The 22014-nt window shown below is 62.0% G+C and carries 19 protein-coding genes and 5 tRNA genes; 22 read left to right on the top strand and 2 right to left on the bottom strand.

Going from position 1 to position 22014, the window contains the following annotated elements:
- Positions 1-1335, bottom strand: coding sequence for a hypothetical protein (locus BCUN_RS06790; RefSeq protein ID WP_033517319.1), 1335 nt, complete (start codon positions 1333-1335; stop codon positions 1-3).
- Between the two features lie 100 nt (positions 1336-1435).
- Here BCUN_RS06790 and BCUN_RS06785 point away from each other — a divergent pair, with 100 nt between their 5' ends.
- The 6 genes from BCUN_RS06785 (at position 1436) to BCUN_RS06760 (ending at position 10277) form a co-directional block, all read left to right on the top strand.
- Complete coding sequence (locus BCUN_RS06785; protein WP_033517321.1) at positions 1436-2179, top strand: hypothetical protein; 744 nt, start codon at positions 1436-1438, stop codon at positions 2177-2179.
- Between the two features lie 278 nt (positions 2180-2457).
- Positions 2458-4095 carry an isopeptide-forming domain-containing fimbrial protein gene (locus BCUN_RS06780; RefSeq protein ID WP_033517323.1) on the top strand — a complete coding sequence of 546 codons (1638 nt, stop codon included), beginning with the start codon at positions 2458-2460 and terminating at the stop codon, positions 4093-4095.
- 23 nt (positions 4096-4118) lie between these two features.
- Positions 4119-5090: a class C sortase gene (locus tag BCUN_RS11460; RefSeq protein WP_051920891.1), complete on the top strand. Its 972-nt coding sequence runs from the start codon at positions 4119-4121 to the stop codon at positions 5088-5090.
- Positions 5087-8668, top strand: coding sequence for an MSCRAMM family protein (locus BCUN_RS06770; RefSeq protein ID WP_033517325.1), 3582 nt, complete (start codon positions 5087-5089; stop codon positions 8666-8668). Before BCUN_RS11460 ends, BCUN_RS06770 begins: the two co-directional genes overlap by 4 nt.
- Positions 8669-8825: 157 nt before the next feature.
- Positions 8826-9452, top strand: coding sequence for a hypothetical protein (locus tag BCUN_RS06765; RefSeq protein WP_033517327.1), 627 nt, complete (start codon positions 8826-8828; stop codon positions 9450-9452).
- Positions 9453-9884: 432 nt separating this feature from the next.
- Complete coding sequence (locus BCUN_RS06760; RefSeq protein ID WP_152598165.1) at positions 9885-10277, top strand: hypothetical protein; 393 nt, start codon at positions 9885-9887, stop codon at positions 10275-10277.
- Here BCUN_RS06760 and BCUN_RS06755 read toward each other — a convergent pair.
- Positions 10270-10659, bottom strand: a complete 390-nt coding sequence (locus BCUN_RS06755; protein WP_152598166.1) for a MerR family transcriptional regulator — start codon at positions 10657-10659, stop codon at positions 10270-10272. The genes BCUN_RS06760 and BCUN_RS06755 overlap by 8 nt on opposite strands.
- A 303-nt stretch (positions 10660-10962) precedes the next feature.
- On the opposite strand from BCUN_RS06755, the gene BCUN_RS12790 reads away from it, so the two are divergent.
- From BCUN_RS12790 to yajC, 16 genes are all read left to right on the top strand, one after another.
- Positions 10963-11448, top strand: coding sequence for a hypothetical protein (locus tag BCUN_RS12790; protein ID WP_051920890.1), 486 nt, complete (start codon positions 10963-10965; stop codon positions 11446-11448).
- Positions 11449-11592: 144 nt separating this feature from the next.
- A tRNA-Gly gene (locus BCUN_RS06745) sits at positions 11593-11665 on the top strand.
- 30 nt (positions 11666-11695) lie between these two features.
- Positions 11696-11769: transfer RNA gene (locus tag BCUN_RS06740), tRNA-Cys, on the top strand.
- 12 nt (positions 11770-11781) lie between these two features.
- Positions 11782-11853: transfer RNA gene (locus tag BCUN_RS06735), tRNA-Val, on the top strand.
- Between the two features lie 34 nt (positions 11854-11887).
- A tRNA-Val gene (locus tag BCUN_RS06730) sits at positions 11888-11960 on the top strand.
- Positions 11961-11996: 36 nt separating this feature from the next.
- Positions 11997-12069: transfer RNA gene (locus BCUN_RS06725), tRNA-Gly, on the top strand.
- 83 nt (positions 12070-12152) lie between these two features.
- On the top strand, positions 12153-13112 hold the full coding sequence (locus BCUN_RS06720; RefSeq protein WP_081895595.1) for a DUF2971 domain-containing protein: 960 nt from the start codon (positions 12153-12155) through the stop codon (positions 13110-13112).
- Between the two features lie 129 nt (positions 13113-13241).
- Complete coding sequence (gene thrS, locus BCUN_RS06715) at positions 13242-15275, top strand: threonine--tRNA ligase (protein WP_033515952.1); 2034 nt, start codon at positions 13242-13244, stop codon at positions 15273-15275.
- Positions 15276-15398: 123 nt separating this feature from the next.
- Entirely contained in the window at positions 15399-16067 is a 669-nt protein-coding gene (gene pgsA / locus BCUN_RS06710; RefSeq protein WP_051920889.1) for a phosphatidylinositol phosphate synthase, read from the top strand.
- A gap of 84 nt (positions 16068-16151) precedes the next feature.
- Positions 16152-17168 carry a phosphatidylinositol mannoside acyltransferase gene (locus BCUN_RS06705; RefSeq protein WP_033515950.1) on the top strand — a complete coding sequence of 339 codons (1017 nt, stop codon included), beginning with the start codon at positions 16152-16154 and terminating at the stop codon, positions 17166-17168.
- 48 nt (positions 17169-17216) lie between these two features.
- The gene (locus BCUN_RS06700) at positions 17217-18386 is read left to right on the top strand and encodes a glycosyltransferase family 4 protein (protein WP_033515948.1); all 1170 of its coding nucleotides are present in this window, start codon (positions 17217-17219) and stop codon (positions 18384-18386) included.
- A gap of 57 nt (positions 18387-18443) precedes the next feature.
- A complete protein-coding gene (locus BCUN_RS06695) occupies positions 18444-19199 on the top strand; it encodes a YebC/PmpR family DNA-binding transcriptional regulator (RefSeq protein WP_033515946.1) in 756 nt (251 codons plus the stop codon).
- Positions 19200-19205: 6 nt separating this feature from the next.
- The gene (gene ruvC, locus BCUN_RS06690; RefSeq protein WP_033515944.1) at positions 19206-19787 is read left to right on the top strand and encodes a crossover junction endodeoxyribonuclease RuvC; all 582 of its coding nucleotides are present in this window, start codon (positions 19206-19208) and stop codon (positions 19785-19787) included.
- A gap of 41 nt (positions 19788-19828) precedes the next feature.
- Positions 19829-20455 (top strand): Holliday junction branch migration protein RuvA, encoded by a 627-nt coding sequence (gene ruvA / locus BCUN_RS12305; RefSeq protein ID WP_033515942.1) that lies wholly within the window; start codon positions 19829-19831, stop codon positions 20453-20455.
- 3 nt (positions 20456-20458) lie between these two features.
- A complete protein-coding gene (gene ruvB, locus BCUN_RS12300; protein WP_033515941.1) occupies positions 20459-21541 on the top strand; it encodes a Holliday junction branch migration DNA helicase RuvB in 1083 nt (360 codons plus the stop codon).
- A 58-nt stretch (positions 21542-21599) separates the two neighbouring features.
- Positions 21600-22001: a preprotein translocase subunit YajC gene (gene yajC, locus BCUN_RS06675; RefSeq protein ID WP_033515940.1), complete on the top strand. Its 402-nt coding sequence runs from the start codon at positions 21600-21602 to the stop codon at positions 21999-22001.
- The last annotated feature ends 13 nt before the right edge of the window (positions 22002-22014 follow it).

Raw genomic sequence — 22014 nt, 5'->3', positions numbered from 1 at the left:
TCAATGGCATTCGACGGGGTGTGGCGCCGCAGGCTGCGGTTGCGTGGGGTGCGCCACCTTGCGCCGCCCGGTCAACCGGCACATGATCTGGGTGCGCATCTGCACACGGAACCGTTCGACCGTCCGCTGGAACTCCGCGTATCCCGCCGGGCCGGGTGTGGCGCCACGGGGACGGGCCAACGCATTGAGCTGCCCGCACGCCTCACTCCACACATCCACCACGGTTTTGCCGTCCATGGGCAGGCGTTTGGCGCGCAGGGCGGTACGGGCCAAACGCACCGGGAACCCGTAATGGGACAACACCGCATCCGGCTGCAGGGCGCGCCCATGGTAGCCCGCCACCAACCACAGGCACAGCACGGGATCGTCGACCACATCACCCATGCGTTCGGCCGCACGCCGGTGTTTCGCATCCAACGGCGGCAACGGCAGATCCTCCAACCTGCGGGGGGCGGACGCATCAACAGGGCACGCAACAGTGGCGTCGGAGGCGTCCAAGGAGGCCGCAGCGGCACGCAGCTCCTGCGGGTCCAACCCCATGGCCAGCAACCGTTCGTCACTCAACTCGTTGATCATGGAGGAGGTGATGTGATGGTCCGCCAACCATTGACGGTCAATGCCACCGGACCCGTCCACCAGACCGAGGGCCTCATCGGCGACATCGACCCGCATGTCACCGATCTGCAAACCATCATCGATGTTGCGGTGGGGACGGTTGCCGTCCAACGCGGCCGCTTGGGTCAACTCGCGCCACCGGTCCAGACCGCCGCATTTGAGACGGCGGTGCGCGGCCGGGTTCGTGCTCATCCCGTCATGCAACGGGGGCCAACGCATCCATTTGCGTTCCCCGCGTGCGTACGCGGCCATCTGCCGGTCCGCTTCCTCACGGGCGGCGATGTCCCAGATGTCCTCATCCGTCAGTTCCCGGTGGCCGCGCCCGTCACCGCCACGCAGTTTCAAACGCAACGTTTCGTATTTGCTGGCCTGTCGCACCAAGGTGGGCGCCATCCCGTACTGGTCGTTGAGGATCTTCTCAATGCTCACCCGCGAGCACAGATAATGCGCGTACCGGCGCGTGAGCGTTTTGGACGGGTCGCGCAACGCCTCCACGGTCTTCACGGTGATCGCCGTGCGCACCAGTTCGCTGGCGACGTCGGGTTGGTGGATCATCCCGTTGAGCCGCCACGCGGGGGTGCCCGCGATCTTCGGGTTGGACCACCGTGAGACGATCCGGTCGAACTCGAGTTCGCCCACGGGGGTATCATCATTGGTGTCGGTGGGCATGGGGGTGTGCGCGGCCGTGACGGCGCCGCGATCCGTGGTGTAAACGTGCATGGCCCCCCCTATGCGTCCCGGACGCCACCCGCAACGGTCCCAATCGCCAGTAGTGCAAAGGACGCATGCCACGGCCACCTATGACAAGGAGGGTGCAACTATGGATGCAACACAACGGATCCACAACATCGCGTCCCGCAACGACCTGCCAACAGCATTGCCGGGAGCGTTGTCCTTGGTCGGCTACGCCTCGTACTGGCATCAGGACGATGGCAGCACGGACGAGATCACCGGCCCCGCCCTATGCACCAATCTGGACGACGCACGCGCCACAGGCCACCTGTACGGGCAACCGCACACAGCGGGGGAGATGATCATGGCGCGCACCATCGCCATGCACGAACCCCGCATCACCGCCATCTGGCACACCGCCATGTTCCCCAACCTGCCCGGCAACGGGATCCTCCTGGGCCAAGGCGCGGATGGGGTGATGCGCGCCTGGATATGCTCCATTCACGAATGCGACTCGTGCAACCACTGCGTGTTGAACCAAGTCACCGACAACCTGTTCGTCCGTTCCATCCGCAACCATGGCTTCCTACTCGACGAGGGCACCAACAACGCCTATCTCCGCATCGGCGGGTTGGGGGACGCGCGCGTCGCGTTCCACCGGATCATGGGCCAACCCAACCCGTTGCGAGCCATGCCATGGGAGATCGAATGGTTGTACGTGGTGTGCGACCCGCACGGGCACACCAATCCGTTCCCCCCATTGCGCCACGATGCGGACGGGATCGCCATGGTCGACCCGGCCGCGTTGTTGAGGCGGGTGGAACGGACCCATTCCATGGACAAACCCATACCCCAATGGGTCATCTCCATGCTGTCTGGCCCCACCGCCTGACCGGTCCCATTGCCATGCAAGGAAACGCCACACCGTGCTCCGGTGTGGCGTTTTGCATGTTTGACGCATAGATGGGTGGACCGGCCGCAACCGGCCGGCGACGCCACACCAGCGTGGGGCACCGCCATCCGGTTGCGGCCGCGGGGACGGCGCCGGCCCACCCGTGCGTACCGCAGAGAGCGCACACAAAGAGAGGATGCAGACAGGAGGATTGCTTCACACACGCCGGCGCGCGTCCCTTTGCGTACCAAGGACACGAAGAGAGCAAAGGAACACCCATGAACAACCCATGGAAACACACCATGGCCGCCATCACCGGCTACCTGACCGTCATGGCCATTACCGGCGTTGGCACGGCATACGCCGACACCAGCCGCATCCCCGCGGCCGAATTGGCCAAAACCCAACCAATCACCGTGACCGCCACCACCGACATCACCGCCAACACCTTTGATGCGATCCCATTGGCCGCCTACACGTACGCGACCACGGACGGCACGGATATCACCGGATACGACCTGGCCACCAATGCCAGCCTCACCGAGGCGATCGGTGCGGCGTTGACGGCGGCCGGCGCCACCGGATACGACAAGAATGATCCGATGCTGTGGGTCGTGCAGAACCTGTTGGACTCGCAAACCTCCCCATGGTCGGGGCAATTGCGCGCTTTCCTGGACGCGTTGAAGAACGAACAGGCGGTCAAAGACACCGCCGGCACCCGGCTGCATCCCGTGGAGGGCGACACGAACCGCCAATCGGCGCAGGTGACGCCCGGCGTGTATATGGTGTTGGACCGCACCACTACGGGCCGTGCGGCGATCGCCGGGTTGAACGGCACCGGCATCAACGGCAAGACCCGGCTTGCGACTGATGCGGGCACGTTCACACTCGGTGAGGTCGAATACAAGGTCCACGACATCGCCGTAAGCAAACGCATCACGGCCGTCGAGGACGAGGACAAGGGCGATGTGAACACAGACGGGTTGTCAGCGGACACGGAACAGGGGCGCATGGTGTCGATGCGCCTGACCACCACCGTGCCGAACTGGACCGGATACGACAAGTACTATCTCGCGTTGAACGACACGTATTCCCAAGGCCTGTCCTTCGATCCCGCGACCGCGGCCATGACGGTGGGTGTGGACGGCGAACCGTTGGACGCGCAATACTGGCATGTCACCGGCGCCAAGGACGGTGCATTCACACTCAGGTTCGGCACCACGGACGGGGATCTCATCCCCAACAAAACCATGTTCCCTGTGGGCGCTCCCATCACGGTCGAGTACCGGATGATGCTCGACAAGGACGCGGTCGCAGGCACCAAGGACACGAACAGTGTGAACGTGGAGTACTCACACAACCCGAACACCTGGACGGACCATGAAACCAAGCAGGGTGACACGGTGAGCGTGCACACCGGCAAGACCACCGTGTCCAAGACCGACATGAACGGGCAACCGTTGGCGGGCGCCGAATTCCAGCTTTTTGACGGCGACACAGCACGTGAGGTCATCAAAACCGGGGACGGCGCCTACCGTTTGGCCGAACCCGGGGAGAGTGGCACGACCTTGATCTTGGCCACGGACACCAACGGCCATGTAAGCGTCAACGGCACCGATGGTGCGTACGTGTTGAAGGAAACGAAATCCCCCTACAGCAACCCGTTGCTGCCGCAGGCCGGGGTCACTGTGGCCGTGGACGACAAGACCGGCGCCATCACCACCACGGAAGGCGACGGGGATGTGCACCAGATGATCGACGTCACCGATGGGACGGTCGTTGTGCGGAACGCGCGCACCTTGCTGGAGATGCCCAAGACGGGCGCCGCATGGCTCCTGGTCTGGGCGTCGGGGTGTGTGTTGGCCGCGTTGGCGGGTGTGCTGCTGCTCGCCCGTTCCCGCACGGCCCGCCACTGAGGCCGTGGAAAGGATGGTGGCGCATGTGCAAACATGGTGACCAACAAGCACGCGGACGGTGGCGCAGCCTTGTGGCGGGCTGCCTGCTGCTGATCGTCTCCGCCACATGCGCCACCATCCCGTTCGCCTTGCAGCACGCGAACCAAGGTGAGCTCGCCGCCGTCAACGCCGGCCATGCCAACGCCACGGCCATCATGGACACGAAGACCCGTGAGCGGGAACTCACGGACGCTGCCCGCTACAACCGGCGGCTGGCCGGCAGCGGGCAACCCGTGTTGGGCGACAACCCGGACCCGTTCAACGGCGACCAGCCCACGTACGACACAGAGTATCTGCATGAGTTGGATCTGCCAGCCGATGGGATCATGGCGACCGTCACCTATCCACGCTTGGGCATCGACCTGCCCGTGCGCCATGGCACCACACCCGAGGTGTTGGAGCGTGGCGCGGGCCACATGTACGGCACCAGCCTGCCCGTCGGCGGTGAGAACACGCACACAGTGCTATCCGCGCACACGGGGTTGGCGGACACGCTCATGTTCGACAAGCTGCACTCATTGGGCGGCCAGGCCCGCGTGGGGGATGTGTTCTACCTGAACACCCTCAACCAGACGTTGGCGTACAGGGTCGTGGACATCCAGGTGGTGGCACCGGATGGGTTCGATGCATTGCGCATCCAACCACACCGCGATCTGGCCACCCTATTGACCTGCACCCCATACGGCGTGAACAACAAACGCCTCCTCGTCACCGGGGAACGCGCCGCCATGCCCGGACAAGCCCCACTGCCACAGGACGCGCCCGAGGACCACACATGGCTATGGGTATGGGTGCCGATCGCCGTGGTCTGGCTGCTCGTGATCGCGGTCATCACCATCGCGTTGAACCGCCGCAATCCACACACCCGCCGCATGAGGCGCCCGGCGCACGAACCGAAACCCATCACACAGGAAATCCCCATCATCACACTTGAGGGAGAAACGAGCCTGACATGAACCCGAACACCACACCACACCACACCCACCGCATCGGCATCATCCTGCTTGTCATCAGCCTGCTCACCGGGCTGCTAGGCATGGGCGTGACCATGCCCGCACCCGAGGCGCAGGCGGCGAACCTGACGATGAGCGACAATATGATCGACAGCCTTACCGCGACCATCCACCACGCTGACATGGAGGCAGGCCAATTCGAGGATCTGGCGGACGGCGGCACTGTATCCGTGTATGACACGATCCGTTGGCAGTTGGGGTTCAACGTGCCCGCCGGCACATTGAACGAAACAAACCCCACATTGCAAACCTATCTGGAACTGGATGGGAGCCGTGACAATTGGCTGAACCTGCAACCCGGTTTGTATGGCACGTGGATCGGTACGATCATGGTCAATGGCGAACAGGCCGGCGAATACCAGATCCGCATCCTCAACCCAACCCGCGAAGGCAATGATTATGAGGTGAGTTCGGGGTATTATCCGCCGGTGAAGGACAATCTGTACCAGTACCGTATCCGCATCCGGTTCACATTCAACCAAGAGTTCATCAACCGCAACCAGACCATGCCCATCAACGACGGCACCCTCAGGTTCGATCAGGATGCCTACTGGCTTGGTGGAGATGGCGCCACCCCCACCGTAGGTATTGGGGGCCATACCATGCGCCTGACCGTGCAAGGCATGCACGCCACACTGGACAAGGAAGCTGTTGGGGAGCCCGCCTACAATCCCAAGACCGGATTGGTGGAACAACGATGGAAGGTCACCGTTGCCAACGACGGCAGCATGGACCTGCCGGCAGGGTGGAAATTGGCGGACACCATGTACAAGAACGATGCGCCGGCAAGCATCCGCGACAATCGTGGCTCCATAGCATCAGGCGGATTCGCATGCGCCTTATCCACCAAGACAGGGAACACCTGTTCGCAAAGCTACCCCTCTTCCCTTGTGCAACCTGCAATCACGGGGTATAGGCCGGGATCCTATCATGTGCGGATTGGGACACAATATTGGTTCTTCATGGGGTCCAACGGATCCTATGAAGCAACATTGAACAAGCCATATTCCAATAGTTCAGCAATGTCTCTAAACCAGCTGGGCGACTTTTACTATCATTCCGAGATGTGGACGATGGACACCCTCAAAGCGGGTGACACCATCGTGTATGAGTACACGTCGCACAGCCCATGGAGCGACGAGTATGATCACGTCACCAACAGGGTCATCTTCCACCCGAACACGAAATACTATCCGGACATCCTGTCGGACACCGCGCAATACACAATGCCAGACAAAGGTGCCGGCACCCCGTATCTGAAGACCACGAAATCATACGGGTCCACGAAACCCATTGGCGACTGTCTCGAAGGTGAGGACGGGTGCTTGATGCAATCCACATGGAACACCGTCATCGAGAACGCCGGTGATGGCGACCAGCAGCCTCCGTGGCAGGTTGTGGACCAGCTCAACCGCAGTGGCATCAGCGCCAGCCCGTGCTCACCCGACGGGAAGTATTCGTGGTTCCGTGCTGAGGACATTCAGCAGATGATCGACAACCTTAAAGAGCAAGGGTTCGATGCTGAATTGGACGCGGTGGAAACCTGCGCCGTCGAGGCGACGCCCACTCCAGCGAACGGCTGGCATAATGTGACCGACCTGAACGATTTGGACGGATTGTACGCATCCCGTAGTGTGGTGGGTGCGAAACTACGTATCAACACCGTGCTGAAAGCCGGCGGGAAGATCAGCATCGAATACAACTCCACAGCCCAAGGATACGGGTATACCGGTGAACGCCAGTATTACAATGCGGCACAGGCATGCTCATGGACCAACAACAACTGGGTATGCTATCCGGGTACGTACACGTCGAACGTGCGCACCATCCAACAGTTGCGCAAAAGCTGCGGCGGGTATTATGGCGATGGCCAAACTTACAGCACCGGCTCCTATGATGGCAAACGCTGGTGGCTGGGATTGGAAACCGAACAGGACACCAAAACAGCCGAATTGGGCTCATGCGGCATTAAAGCCGATCTTGCACCCGCCGACCGTGGCAAACCAGTCACGTTCCACGAAACCATGACCGCTTACGAGAACAGGTCGAACGACATCCCCAAGGGCTTCACCCTCGTAGGCAGCACGAACCGGTCCTGCACCCCCAACGGCACCAACAACGCCACCTGCTGGGGCGTTGAGGCTCCTACCACCATCGGGCAGCAAGTGTCGAAAACCGTGAACAACGGCAACACCACCATCACCGTCACCAAAACCGGGGAAGGGGAGTGGGACATCACCTTCCACACACCCAACCAAAACGCGAATTATTGGTCGAGCATCCTGTTCTATGTCGTCTACCAAAACAAAGACTTCGACAAAGACGCATGGAAGGATGTGGACCGGAACGGTCGTATCGAACACTCCATCGGCGGACGCAACACCGTACGTGCAGTGGTGGAAAACGGCGTCATGGACCTGACCGCATCCGATTACTGGTATCACTACCATTACGACAACGGGTCTGTCACCGCCGCCAAGACGAAAAACTCCCACACGCCGGAAGGCGCAAGCGGCACGAAAGTCACATATAGTACCGGGTTCAACCCGAACGCCTCCGATCTGAACCCGGACGGCGCCATCGTAAGCCTGACCGACACGGTGACAGGGTTGACGGACAAGGACACCGTGGTCCTCATGCCCGGCAGTGTAGTGGTAAAATACCTGAACGAACCACAACCACAAAGCCTCTATACGCAATCTTCCTATAACGGCACTTGGAAAGCTCCTGGACCGTTGCACCACTCCTACTACAACTCCGGATATGGTTACTGGTACACGTACAGCAACATCCCCTCCACTCCGCCATCGGATGCGAAAACCCTTGATCCGGACATGTACACCGCCGGTTGGGATGCCGCCACCAACACGCTCACCGTGGACGGATTGCCCGACAACGCGCGCATCTGGGTGGAATACGCGCTCGTCTACAACAGCGTCAACACGCAGATCACGAATGCGAGGAGCACGGCCATGCTCACCGTAGACGGCGAACCGGTAGAAGGCGTCAGCACCGCCACCACAACGAACACGTTCCCCATCTACAAAAGCGCCGCGGTCGCGAAGATCCAAGGCGTGTATTTGAAGAAAACAGACAGCACGGACCCGACCCTGCTCCTGCCGGACGCGGTGTTCGACCTGCAACGATGGGATGGCACGCAGTATGTGCACGACCGGACCATCACCACCAGCAGCACGGCGGCGAGTGTGGTGGACAAACTGGAGTGCGGCACCGCGTACCGGCTCACCGAAACGCAAGCACCCGTCGATTACAACCTGGACAGTACGCCATACGAGTTCGCGTTGAAAGCGTGCGAGGCGCCAACCGGTCTCAAACCGGACGGGTGGCATGGGGTGGAGCACATCACCATGGACACCATCACCCGTACCGACCAACGCATCCCCGTCAAACACACCATGCCCACCACAGGGCAAGGCCTGATACTGATCCTCCTGCTCGGCATCTCCCTGACCACCATGATCGGCGGGATCATCATCCTGGCGCGCACCAGCCGCCGGTGAACCAAACAAGACAGCACACCAACCGCCCCACGTTCGGCGACAACGAATGCCGGACCTGGGACGGTTGGTGTGATAATGGACCGTGAGCGACACACCCAACCGATACGGCATAGTTCGTATGACCATGCGAACAGGGGTGCAAACGAAAGGACGATTCATGGACATGACCAACGCGGCATTGTGGGACGAACTGCAACACCACCCGGCCACACAAGGGTACACCACCAGCCGGTTCCTCACCATCGCACCAGCCGCCAACGGCATTGACCATGGCCTGGTCATCAAGAACGGCGACCAGGGAACCATGCCGATGCATACCCGCCACACGTTGATGCATACCAACGGCCGCTACCAGATGTGGCATTACGACACAGACGGCAGCGGCGTGTACGACGAGTTCGACGATGCCAGCCAAGCGGTGGACATCATGGTGGATACGTTGAACGACATGGTGGCGGAACAATACCCATACGACGTGGATTTCGCCGCCGCCATCGAGGACGCGTTGGCGGATATGCAACCCGGTTGGCAAGTAGCTGCGTTCGATGACACCGGAATGGAAACCAGTGAGATCGGCACGGGTGAGTACACGGTGCGGGCCACCCGCAACGGTGCGCCAAGCCCGTGGCAGGTCCGCATCCTTGTGCCCGAAACCACCGGTGTGGATGGCGCACGCCTGAATGTGCAGGCGCGGGACGGTCACAATCATGTCCGTACGGAGGTGTTCGACACCGTGGATGGGGCCGTGCAATGGGTGGCGTCCATGTTCCGTGACGGGTGCTGACCGGGCCTATGGTTCCAACAGGGGCGCAACCCACGGTCAACCCATGGGTTGCGCCCCTGCATATCCCCGTGTTTTTCGCCTTGATTCGTTTCATGCCCTCCCTATGAGCATTCGTCGTATTCGTTGATGGTGTGATGGTGCATGGTTCCTGTTCTTCATTGCCGGCTGTTTGTTGTTTGGTTGTGGTGTTCTTTCTTTTGTTGTGTTGGTTTGGTTGTGCGTGTCTGATGTGGGATTGACAGGGGTGTTTGGTGGCGAATGGGTTTGTTGGGTGGTGGTTTTTCTTTTTGCTTTGGCTTTTTGTTTTTCGTGTTTTCCGGGTTTGGCGTGTGGTTGGGGCTGGCGCCAAGGTGGCGGGCCGCCCGGTGGGGCGGGTGGGGGACGCATTGGTGTGCATGTTCTGTTGGTTGCGGCATGCGAGGTGCAGTGGGTATGGATGGTTTGGCGTGTGGGATGGCGGCGGTGGGCCGTGAGGTGCGTGAACGGATCATGTCGTCTGACCCGGCTGGGTTGGGTGTGGTGGAACGTCGGGTGCGTGCCCGGTTGGATGCGATGAGTGTGCAATGGTGGCATGGGGTGACGATTGTGCGGTATGCACCGATGTGGGGCGCGGTGCGCTATCGCGTGTTCGCCGGGGAGTGGACCGCGGAGCAGATTGTGTTCGATGGCAAGGCGCGTGAGTTGGGTGCGGTGCGTTGCCGTGCGGAACACAACCATCGTGCCGCATGGTATGGGGTGGATGCGTTTGACTGGTCGTTCACCGCGGAGGAGGCGTTGCGCAAACTGTTGTTCACCATCACGGGGCGTTGGGCGCGGATCAGTTGAGGGTGTGGCTGTGCAATGTGGGATGGGGGACCGGTCCGCCTAGCAGTGTGATGAGGGGTGTGGGGTCCACGCGGATCAACTTGGGGTTGGTCCGGTCAAGGGACAACCGTCCCTGCGTTTCCAAGGCATAGATGTGGCTTCTGGTGCAGTGCAGCAACTGGCATGCTTCCCGCAGTGTGGGTTTGTGGTCGAGTGTGATGTGGTCGGCCAATGGTTCGGTCAGGTACCGGTTGAGGCTGTGCGTGGTGATCAACGTCAACCGTTTCGACGGGTGGAGTTTTTTCAACCGCAGGTTGTAGATGTTGCGTTCGCTCATGTTGAGCAGGCGAGCCGCTTCGTTGACTCGATGGGTGCGGGGATACCGATGCGTGATGTGTGCCATGCCTCCACTGATGCGACAAACGGGGCATGAAGATATGACCATGGGTGAGGGCAACGGTGATGTTAGTGTTACCTATGAGCTACTACTCATTTCCTGTCGAATGTTTTTTGTTGCGGTTACAGGGTTTGTGAGGTGTGGGTTTCGATTCCTATATCACCCACCATGGCAGGCATGCATCCATCGGATGCATGCCTTTTCGTTATGCCGCCGACGGTCCCGCCCATCGCACCGGTGCTTCCCTGCACCCGTCTCCTCTGGTATAGTGTGGCAATCCACGCACGTTCCCATGAAGGAGACATACACATGAGCGACAACACGCCGTCCCCCTACGGCACGGACCCATACGGCAACCCCGGGCAAGGACAGCTGCCATACGGGCAGACGGGGGAGCCGCAGTATCCCTTCGGCGCCGCCGAGGACCAGCCGCAGCAGGCCCAGCCCGCTTACGGGCAACAGCCCCGGTATGGGCAGTATGGACAGAATCCCTATACGCAACCCCAGTACGGCCAGCCAGGTGCCACGGGTCCCCAGCAGCCCTACCAATACCAATATCAAGGTACGTCGGGCGGCCAGCAGTACCAGCCGTACCCGAGCCAGAACGACTCCGGCTCGTTCGGCTGGGCGGTCCTGGGTTTCCTGATTCCGATCGTCGGCCTCGTCCTGTTCCTGGTCTGGCACACCACGAAGCCGAAATGCGCCAAGATGGCGGGCATCGGCGCGTTGGTCGGTTTCTGCCTGAACCTCGTCTTCACGGTCTTCGCCTTCGGCAGCGGCGCCTTCCTGCTGTAGCCCGGCGGCATCAGGCCGTCCTGCAGGCGCCACGCCGATGCGTCCGGCAAGGACCGGTGCGACACGCCGGTTTTGCACATTCCGGGGTTTCCGCTATAGTAGTGCCCCGTGCTTCGGGCACGACATGCACCGAAGGACGCCTGTGCGGACATAGCTTAGTTGGTAAAGCGCGACCTTGCCAAGGTCGAGACCGCGGGTTCGAGTCCCGTTGTCCGCTCTAAGGTCCGAGGAGTGCGACGACCTTTACGGTGGGTTAGCCAAGCGGTTAGGCAGCGGCCTGCAAAGCCGTATAGACGAGTTCGACTCTCGTACCCACCTCCACAACTGAAGATCGGGCGGTTGGCGCAGTGGTAGCGCACTTCCCTGACACGGAAGGGGTCACAAGTTCGAATCTTGTATCGCCCACGCAGCCGGCTTGGCCGGCGGATAACCAAAGAACGGGTGATTGGCGCAGCGGCTAGCGCACTTCCTTCACACGGAAGGGGTCATAGGTTCGATTCCTATATCACCCACGGACCGGGGCGTGGCAGACACACCCCGGCATCCTTGCGGACATAGCTTAGTTGGTAAAGCGCGACCTTGCCAAGGTCGAGACCGCGGGTTCGAGTCCCGTTGTCCGCTCTCATGCGTCCTGCCGATACGTTCGGCGCACATCTCATATCATCGACTAACAATCACCATCCCGTCACGGTCGGAGTGCACCCATGAACGTTCCCGTCAGCTATCACTATTGCTCCTTGGATACGGCATGCGCCATCCTGGGGACAGGTTCCCTGCGCCTGAGCGACATCACCAAGTCGAACGACTCGTCGGAGATAGCCTACGGCTATGCGGCGGCCATACGCAGCCTCATACGATGCGGCCTGGTGAGGGAGGAAGGTTCCCGGGTGCATTTCCTCGAGGACTGGATCGGACTGTTGCGACCTGACTACCGCACCATGCTGGCCGACGCCATCACCAACCGTACACAGCCGCCGAACCGTCTCTGCTATGCCATCTGCTTCTCCGAACACCACGACTTGCTGAGCCAATGGCGGGCTTATGGGGACGACGGCAGGGGAGTGGCCCTCGGCTTCGACCTGTCCGCCATGGAATCCATGCCTCCGACGATCGGCATGGGCGACCGGTCCGGTGGTCCCCTCGAACAGCACGCGATGGTACTGTATGAGCCCATCGTGTACGGCAAGGACCGTACTGCCGCCCTCTTCGACGGCCTTGCCGACGATATCCGCGTCCGCGTCGAACGGTTGCGTCACTGCATGGCGGAGGAAGGACCCCTGGCTCGCGACGCCCTGCTGGAAGCCACCCTCCTGTTCGTGACACATACGGCGTTCTGCAAGAAAAGGTTCTTCCGGGAGGAACGCGAATGGCGCCTTGCCCTGTGGGGGCCCCGCTCCCGCGTGACGCCACGCCAGGCTGCCCTGTCCGCATCACTCTGCAAGGAGGGGTCCCCTTGGCTGCGGTCGGCAACGTTCCGGGTGCTTGCAAGAGGCGACCGGCTTGTACCGGTCGTGGACTTGGGCATGGACATGCGTACCATCCTGCGCGAGATCGTGATCGGGCCACGGTGCCGTGCAGATGAGTCCGACCTGGCGCTCCTGCTCGAACCCCTGGGCCTGGAAGGCATACGGATACGGAGGTCGGCGGGCACCTACCAGCGTTGAGAGAGACGGCTGCCGGCGCATGCTGCCCGCCCCCGTCTTTGTCTGCGCTGGCCTCTAAGTTGGCAGTGCAATGTGAAAGTCCCGGCCTGCCCATTAGTAACGCGGGCCCAGATAGCAAAGGACATCGTTATGGCTGACGCAACCATCTCCATCACCGTCGACGGCGAACCCAAGGAGGTGAATGCAGACCAGACTGGTGTCCAGCTCTTCTCGGACGACAAGGACATCATCGCCGTGCGCCTCAACGGCGAACCCCGTGACCTGTACACGCCGCTCCAGGACGGCGACGTGGTCGAATCCATCGCTTTGGACTCCGAGGACGGCATCGCCATCATGCGCCACTCCGCCACCCACGTCATGGCACAGGCGGTGCAGGAGATCAGGCCCGACGCGAAGCTTGGCATCGGACCGGTCATCGAGAACGGCTTCTACTACGACTTCGACGTGGCCGAACCCTTCACCCCGGACGACCTCAAGCAGGTCGAGAAGCACATGCAGCGGATCATCAAGTCCGCCCAGCGCTTCCAGCGCCGCGTCGTCACCGAACAGGAGGCGTTGGAGGAGGAAGCCGACCAGCCCTACAAGCTCGAGCTCATCCGCGACAAGGAAGATGCCTTGGATACCGAGGCATCCGTGGAGATCAGCGACAAAGAGCTGAGTATGTACGACAACGTGGACCGCGACGGCAATGTGGTGTGGACGGACCTGTGCCGCGGGCCGCACCTGCCCAACACCCGCTTCATCAAGGCGTTCAAGCTCGAACGTGCGGCCGCTGCCTACTGGAGGGGCTCCGAGGCGAACCCGATGCTCCAGCGCATCTATGGCGTGGCCTTCCCCACCAAGGACGAGCTCAAGGCGTATCAGGCCAGGCTCGAGGAGGCCGCGAAGCGCGACCACCGCAAGCTCGGCCAGGAGATGGACCTGTTCTCCTTCCCGGACGAGATCGGACCGGGCCTTGCCGTGTTCCATCCCAAGGGCGCGGCCATCATCAACGCCATGGAGGACTACTCGCGCGAGATGCACCGCAAGCACCATTACAGCTTCGTGCAGACCCCGCACATCACCAAGGGCGGCCTGTACGAGACCTCGGGACACCTGCAGTGGTACAAGGACGGCATGTATCCCCCGATGCACCTCGACGAGGAGAAGGACGCGGACGGCAACATCGTCAAGCAGGGATTCGACTACTACCTCAAGCCGATGAACTGCCCCATGCATAACCTCATCTTCAAGTCCCGCCAGCGTTCATACCGCGAGCTGCCGTTGCGCCTGTTCGAGTTCGGCACGGTCTACCGTTACGAGAAGTCGGGCGTCGTGCATGGCCTGACCCGTGTGCGTGGCCTGACCCAGGACGATTCACACATCTATTGCACCCGTGAGCAGATGCGCGACGAGCTCAAGAACCTGCTCAACTTCGTCCTCAACCTCCTCAAGGACTACGGACTGAACGACTTCTACCTGGAGCTCTCCACCAAGGACGAGCATAAGTTCGTCGGCTCCGACGAAATCTGGGAGGAGGCCACCAACACCTTGGCCGAAGTCGCCGAGGAGTCGGGACTCGACCTTGTGGCGGATCCGGGCGGTGCCGCATTCTACGGCCCGAAGATCTCCGTGCAGGCACGCGATGCCATCGGCCGCACCTGGCAGGTGTCGACCATCCAGCTCGATTTCAACCTGCCGGAACGTTTCGGTCTCGAATACATCGCACCCGATGGCACCCACCAGCGTCCGGTGATGATCCACCGCGCGTTGTTCGGTTCCATCGAACGGTTCTTCGCCATCCTGCTCGAGCATTATGCCGGCGCGTTCCCCGCATGGATCGCACCGGTCCAGGCGCTCGGCGTGCCGGTGGCCGACGAGTTCGCCCCGCACCTGCAACGGTTCATGGACTCCCTGGAGGAGGAGCTCGTGCGCGTTGAGATGGACAATTCCGATGACCGCTTCGGCAAGAAGATCCGCAATGCCTCCAAGTCGAAGGTGCCCTTCATCATCATCGTGGGCGAAGAGGACATGAACAACGATGCCGTGAGCTTCCGGTTCAGGGACGGTAGCCAGCTCAATGGCGTACCGGTCGAGGAGGCCAAGCGCGGCATCCTCAAGGCCATCGCCGGACGCGTCCAGGTCAATTCCAAGGACGACTACGAGGCGGCCATCGCCGACTGACCGGGATGCGGCTTGCAGGGGTCGGTCCTGCAAGCCCTCCGGCTTCGCATGCGGCATGCAGGACCGACCCCTGCATGCCGCATCCCATCGCATACGACAATCTTCCAAGGAAAACCAAGCATCATGCTGGAAAAGCTGCGTCCCGCATTCAAGCGTCTCATCAATCCCATCGCCAAGGGTCTGGTCGCATGCGGCCTGAGCGCCAATGCCGTCACCGTGATCGGCGCCGTCGGCACCACCATCGTCGGTATCGTCACCGGCCTGACAGGATGGCTGTTCTGGGGTGCACTGGTCCTGACCGTCCTGGTCGTCTTCGACTCCCTCGACGGTTCAGTGGCGGCCCTGACCAACGGCGGAACCCGTTTCGGGGCCTTCCTGGATTCCACCTTGGATCGGGTCGCCGACTGGGCAGTGCTCCTGGGCGTCGTCATATATTTCTTCGAGCGGATCGTGGACCAGGTGCAGGCCACCGGAAACCAATACGGCAACTGGGTGGCCCAAGTCGGCATGTGGTGTGCGCTCTACGCCGTCATGACCTCCTTCGTGACCTCCTATGCGCGTGCCAGGGCGCAGGCCATGGGAGGGGAGGCCAAGGGCGGCATCGCCACACGGTCGGACCGCCTGACCATCATCCTCGTCGGAATGGCGCTCAGCGGGCTGACCCGCCAGGACGCATGGCTCATGGCAGCCATGGCCATCCTGGCAGTACTGGGGACCATCACCGTCATCCAGCGCCTCCACGAGGCCCACGGGCTGATCGAGGAGGACGACCCCGCGCACGGCAACCGGTAGCCACCGCGCCATGCGCTTCCACCGGGTCCTGCGGGACCCGTTTTTCTTACGACCATCATCTCCGAACCGCCGAAGGACGGCACCATGACCAATGGACTCATGCCCTGGGTGGCGTCCCATGCACATCTCGTTCCGGAACCCCTGGTACGTGCCGGATTCCTTGCCGCAGCGGATGTCGCCTGGCTGCTCCGTGTAGGCAGCGTACGCCAACTTGAACGCAATCTTGCCCACGTACTGGCGTGGCGTGATGCACAATGCACCGGGGGAGAGGCGGATGTCGACGTCATCAGCCGCCGCCGGCTACGTGCGATGTCCCGCCGCGGCATGCGCTCCTATTTCACCTATTTCTCGGAGGCCCTGACCGTGAAGGGACGCACCCGGGAGCAGCTTACGGCACGCATACGCGGCACCGGTGACGGATTGGCATCCCTCAAGGCGCAGACCGGACACGGCAGTGCCCCGGTTGCCATGGGGCACCAAGGCAACTGGGACTACGACGGCTTCTGGGCGCGTCTGGAGGTGGCGCCTGTCACCACTGTGGCGGAACGCCTTGCCGACGAGCGGACCCTGCGCATGTTCGTGGATATCCGGGAATCGCTTGGCATCAACATCCTGCTCACCGGAACGCCGCATCTGACCGAGAGGCTGGAGGAGGCACTTGGCCGTCCGCATACGGTGGTGCCCCTGCTGGCAGACCGCGACCTGGGCCGCAACGGGGAATTCGTCGATGCTTTCGGATCCACCATCCGCGTGGCACGCGGACCGGCGACCTTGGCATATGACACGGGACTGCCCCTCTACGTGGCGAACACCTACCGCGAGCGATTGCACGGCGAGCGCCGCAAACGCGCCGGATCGGCGCATGGGTATGTCTGTCGGATCAGCGGACCGCTGGACATCGACCGGTTCCGTGGCCTGGAACGCGAGGCAGGCATCCATGCCATCACCCAGGCTTGGGTGGACACCTGGGCGCGAGGCATCGCGGATGCGCCGCAGGATTGGCATATGCTGCAGCCCTTGTTCCTCGCGGACCTGGATCTTTCCCGTCTGCACGCCGTCCCTGAGGAAGTGCGCCGCCGCTGGGAGCAGGAGCACGCATGAGGCCATGGCCGGCGGCAAAGTCGAGTGGGTCATGAAAGATTCCATGGTATGGCTTCCCATGTTGTGTCTCCCATTGACCGTCCCTTGCGAATCGGCATCATCTGCCCCTATTCCTTCGAGACCCCAGGCGGTGTGCAGAACCATGTCCGGGACTTCGCCGAGGAACTGATCGCACGCGGGCACCATGTTTCCGTGTTCGCCCCAGGACGACGGACCAAGGACATGCCGCTGTGGGTGCATACCAATGGCTCATCCTTCGCCATCCCATACAACGGTTCATGGGCGCACCTGAGCTACTTCCTTGCCGCCGGCCTGCAGACCCGTCGTTGGGTCAGTCAAGGGCAGTTCGACATCCTGCACCTGCATGAGCCGGAGACGCCATCGGTGAGCCACAAGCCGTTGACCATGCGCGACGCGCCGCCGATGGTCGCCACCTTCCACGCGTCCATCGAGCCATACCCGAAAGCCCTGCGTCTCTTCGGACATTATCTGGAACGCTATCTCGCCCCCTTGCGCGAGGCGATCTTCGTATCGCCGGCAGCGCAGCGCACGGCAGAGCATTACCTTTCCGAACCGTTGCCCCGCCAGGTGATTCCCAACGGCATCAACCGCACGATGTTCGACATGGCGACGCCCAATCCTCACTGGCAGGGGAGCGAGGACGCGCCGACGATCGGGTTCCTGGGACGCATGGCCGAGGAACGCAAGGGATTCGCGGTTTACATCAAGGCCGCCGAGACGATACTGGGACGCTATCCGCATGCCAGGTTCCTGGTGGCCGGCGACGGTGCGGACAATGGGCGCCGCATTGCCTCCGAGGAATGCCGGGACCCGGAAGCCGTGTTGGGACACGTGGAGTTCCTGGGACGCATCAGTGACGAGGAGAAGGCCTCGTTCTATTCCTCGCTGACGGTGTACGTCGCACCCCAGACAGGTGGCGAGAGCTTCGGCATTGTCCTGGCGGAGGCCATGGCCGCAGGCTGCCCCATCGTGGCTTCCGACCTGCCGGCCTTCGACGACGTGACCGAACACGGCACCAGTGCCTGTCTGTTCGCGAACCGTGACGCGGGTGCGTTGGCCCAGGGCGTACTGGGCCTGCTTGATGACGCCGAGGCACGGGAGGCCTTGTGCCATGCGGGAAAGGAACGCTCGCACGACTTCGATTGGTCCACGGTGGTCGACCAGGTGCTGGAGGTATATGCCCGGGCCTTGTCGTAGAAGCGCCATAGAATCGGTAGAGTTGTCAAGTATCCCAAGACTTCCAGGAGCATATTCATGTCCGGACATTCCAAATGGGCGACCACGAAGCACAAGAAGGCCGCCATCGACGCGAAGCGCGGCAAGCTGTTCGCCAAGCTCATCAAGAACATCGAGATCGCGGCCCGTCAGGGCGGCGGCGACCCCGATGGCAATCCCGCGCTCTATGATGCCATTTACAAGGCAAAGAAAGCATCCATGCCCGCCGACAACATCAAGCGCGCGGTCAAGCGTGGCTCCGGTGAGGAAGCAGGCGGCGCCGACTACGAGGACATCGTGTACGAAGGCTACGCCCCGGCCGGTGTCGGCCTGATCATCGAATGCCTGACCGACAACCGCAACCGTGCGGCGGCCGAAGTCCGTTCCACGCTGACCAAGCGCGGCGGTTCCTTGGCCACGTCCGGTTCCGTGAGCTTCAATTTCGAGCGCAAGGGTGCCATCGTGGTGCCTTCCGAGGGCGTCGATTTCGATGACCTGTTCGAGAAGGCCGCCGAAGCAGGTGCCGAGGACGTGACCGACGACGGCGATGCCTATACCGTCATCACGGATCCCTCGGATACGCCGACCGTTCGTCAGGCCCTGCAGGATGCCGGCATCGATTACGACTCGGCGGACATGGTCATGATGCCCAAGTCCGAGGTGGAACTCACCCTCGACGATGCACGCAAGGTCGCTACGCTCATTGATGCACTCGACGACCTGGACGACGTGCAGAACATCTACAGCAACTGGACCGCTTCCGACGAGGTCATGGCCCAGCTCGCCGAGGAGTAGCCCCACGTGATGATCCTCGGCGTCGATCCCGGTCTGACACGGTGCGGGGTCGGCGTAATCGAAGCCGGCGCAAACCGCCGGCTTTCGTTTATCCATGTCGATGTCGTCCGCTCGGATCCGCATATGTCGCAGGACCTGCGCCTATTGGCCATATACAACGGACTGGCGGCCAAAATCGAGGAATTCGCTCCCGACACGGTCTCCATCGAGCGTGTCTTCGCGCAGGAGAACCGCAACACCGTCCTCGGTACCGCGCAGGCGGCCGGCATGGCAATGTTGGCAGCTGCGCAGCGCAACATCCCGGTGGCCCTGCATACACCGACCGAATCCAAGATGGCCATCACCGGCAACGGCAAGGCCGGGAAGATCCAGATGGAACGCATGGTGGCGCGCCTGCTCAACCTCAATACGCTGCCAACTCCGGCCGATGCGGCCGACGCACTGGCCATCGCGATCTGCCATGCACTGCGGCCTGCCGGTGCGCTCGAAGGCGGTGAACGGGAACAGCACTTGACCCCAGCGCAGCGTCAATGGGCCCAGGCTGCCCAACGAGCCAATCATGGGCGTGGCGTCAAGAGAGGCATGTAGACTATCGAACACCTGTTCGAATTCCAAGAGGAGGATTCCGCATGATCGGCACGCTCAATGGCGTCATACGCGCCGTGGACGGCACCATGGCCATCTTCGACGTCCAAGGCGTCGGGTTCGAGGTACGCATGCCTCAGGGGGAACTGTCTACGGTGCACGTCGGCGACGCGCTCCTGGCGCACACCGTGCTCAGCGTTTCCCAGGATGCCATGACCCTGTTCGGATTCAAGTCGCAGCAAGCCAAGCGCATGTTCCTGCAACTGCAGAAGGTCAGCGGCATCGGTCCCAAGGTGGCGCTTTCCCTCCTCTCCACCCTGCCGCCTGACCAGCTGGCCGATGCCATCCGCCATGAGGATGCTTCCGCATTGGCGAAGGCGCCGGGGCTGGGCAAGAAGGGAGCGCAGAAGATCATCCTGGAGCTGAAGGGATCGATCGACCTGTCCGCATCCGCCCCCGACACGGCACCCACGGCAACATCCCGTCCGCCCGAGGACCTCGGCATGCTGCAAGTGATCGAGGGCCTGGTTTCCCTGGGATGGAAGCACCAGGACGCACAGGAGGCCGTGGGTCGGGTCATCGACGAGGGCTCCTTCGCCACGCCCCTGCAGCATGACGATGTCCCCCAGGTGCTTCGTCTGGCACTGGCATCGTTCGATCGGGGGAGGTAGCCCATGGAATGGACGGAATACACGGCATACGAAGGCGGCAATGCAGATGCGAACGAGGAGTCTCTGCGCATGGTTTCCGCGACTCCCATCGGGGGAGAGCCGGTCAGTGACGAGGAGCTCCGCCCCCATGTCCTTGACGGCTTCATAGGACAGCCGCGTCTCAAGGCGCAGCTCCAGCTGTTCCTGGATGCCGCACGCAAACGGGAGGTCCCGCCGGACCATATCCTCCTGGCCGGACCTCCCGGGCTGGGGAAGACCACGTTGGCCATGATCGTGGCCAACGAACTGGGGGTCCCCATCCGCGTCACATCGGGTCCGGCCATCCAGCATGCCGGCGACCTGGCATCCATCCTCAGTTCGCTCGACGCAGGCGAAGTGCTGTTCATCGACGAGATCCATCGTCTCCCGCGAGCTGCCGAGGAACTGCTGTACATCGCCATGGAGGATTTCCGCGTCGATGTCATGGTGGGCAAGGGCCCCGGGGCTTCTTCCATCCCCCTGACACTGCCGCGGTTCACCGTCATCGGCGCCACCACCCGGGAAGGCATGCTGCCCTCGCCCCTGAGGGCACGTTTCGGCTTCACCGCGCACCTCGACTTCTACCCGCACGGTGAACTCGAGAAACTGATCGAACGTTCCGCGGCGGTGCTGGGACTGTCCCTCGACGAGGGGGCAGCCAACCAACTGGCGCGACGTTCACGGGGAACGCCGCGCATCGCCAACCGGCTGCTGCGACGCGTGAGGGATTGGGCAATCGTCCATGACCTTGCCACCGTCAGTCCCGATGACGTCAAGGAGGCCCTGGCACTGTACCAGATCGACACCGAAGGATTGGACCGCCTGGACATGGCCGTCCTGCAGGCCATCACCCGCAACTTCAACGGAGGCCCCGTGGGATTGAACAATCTCTCAGCCATGGTGGGGGAGGAGGCGGAAACCGTGGAAACGGTCTGCGAACCTTATCTGGTGAGGGAAGGCTTCATGATGCGGACCCCGAAAGGACGCGTGGCCACGGCCAAGGCCTGGGAACATCTCGGCCTGGTTTCCCCCGATGCCCAGTCCATGGATGTCAGCAAGCTGCCCTAGACTTTGTAGTTCCACCAGTTCGCGCGTCTTTGCGCCTCTTAATCCAAGGAGCCCCACATTGGAGTACATTCTGCTCATCGTCCTGCTCGTCTTCATGATCATCATGATGTTCACTTCCAGCAAGAAGGCCAAGAAGCAGCAGGAGGAGCGCCGCAATTTCTGGACCAACCTCCAGCCCGGCACCGAGGTCATCACCATCGGCGGCATCATCGGCAAGGTCGTGCAGGTGGACGAAGAGTACGAGGAGATCGTCATCGAGACCGAAGGCACCCCCATGCGCCTGGCGTTCCGCTCCATCAGCAAGGAGTATGTACGCCCCGCCTATGTGCATGACGACGAGGTGGACGAGCAGGGCAATTCGCTCGACCAGGATTCCCCGGCCCGGATTCCTGCCGTAGACCAAGAGGAACCGGTCGACCCGGCGGACCAGACGGCAGCGTCCGAAGACCAGCAGCGCTGAGACACAGGAACGG

The sequence above is a fragment of the Bifidobacterium cuniculi genome (genome assembly GCF_000741575.1).
GTDB classification, from domain to species: domain Bacteria; phylum Actinomycetota; class Actinomycetes; order Actinomycetales; family Bifidobacteriaceae; genus Bifidobacterium; species Bifidobacterium cuniculi.
The sequence above is the reverse complement of the archived record's forward strand: the minus strand, read 5'-3'. Positions and strand labels throughout refer to the sequence as shown.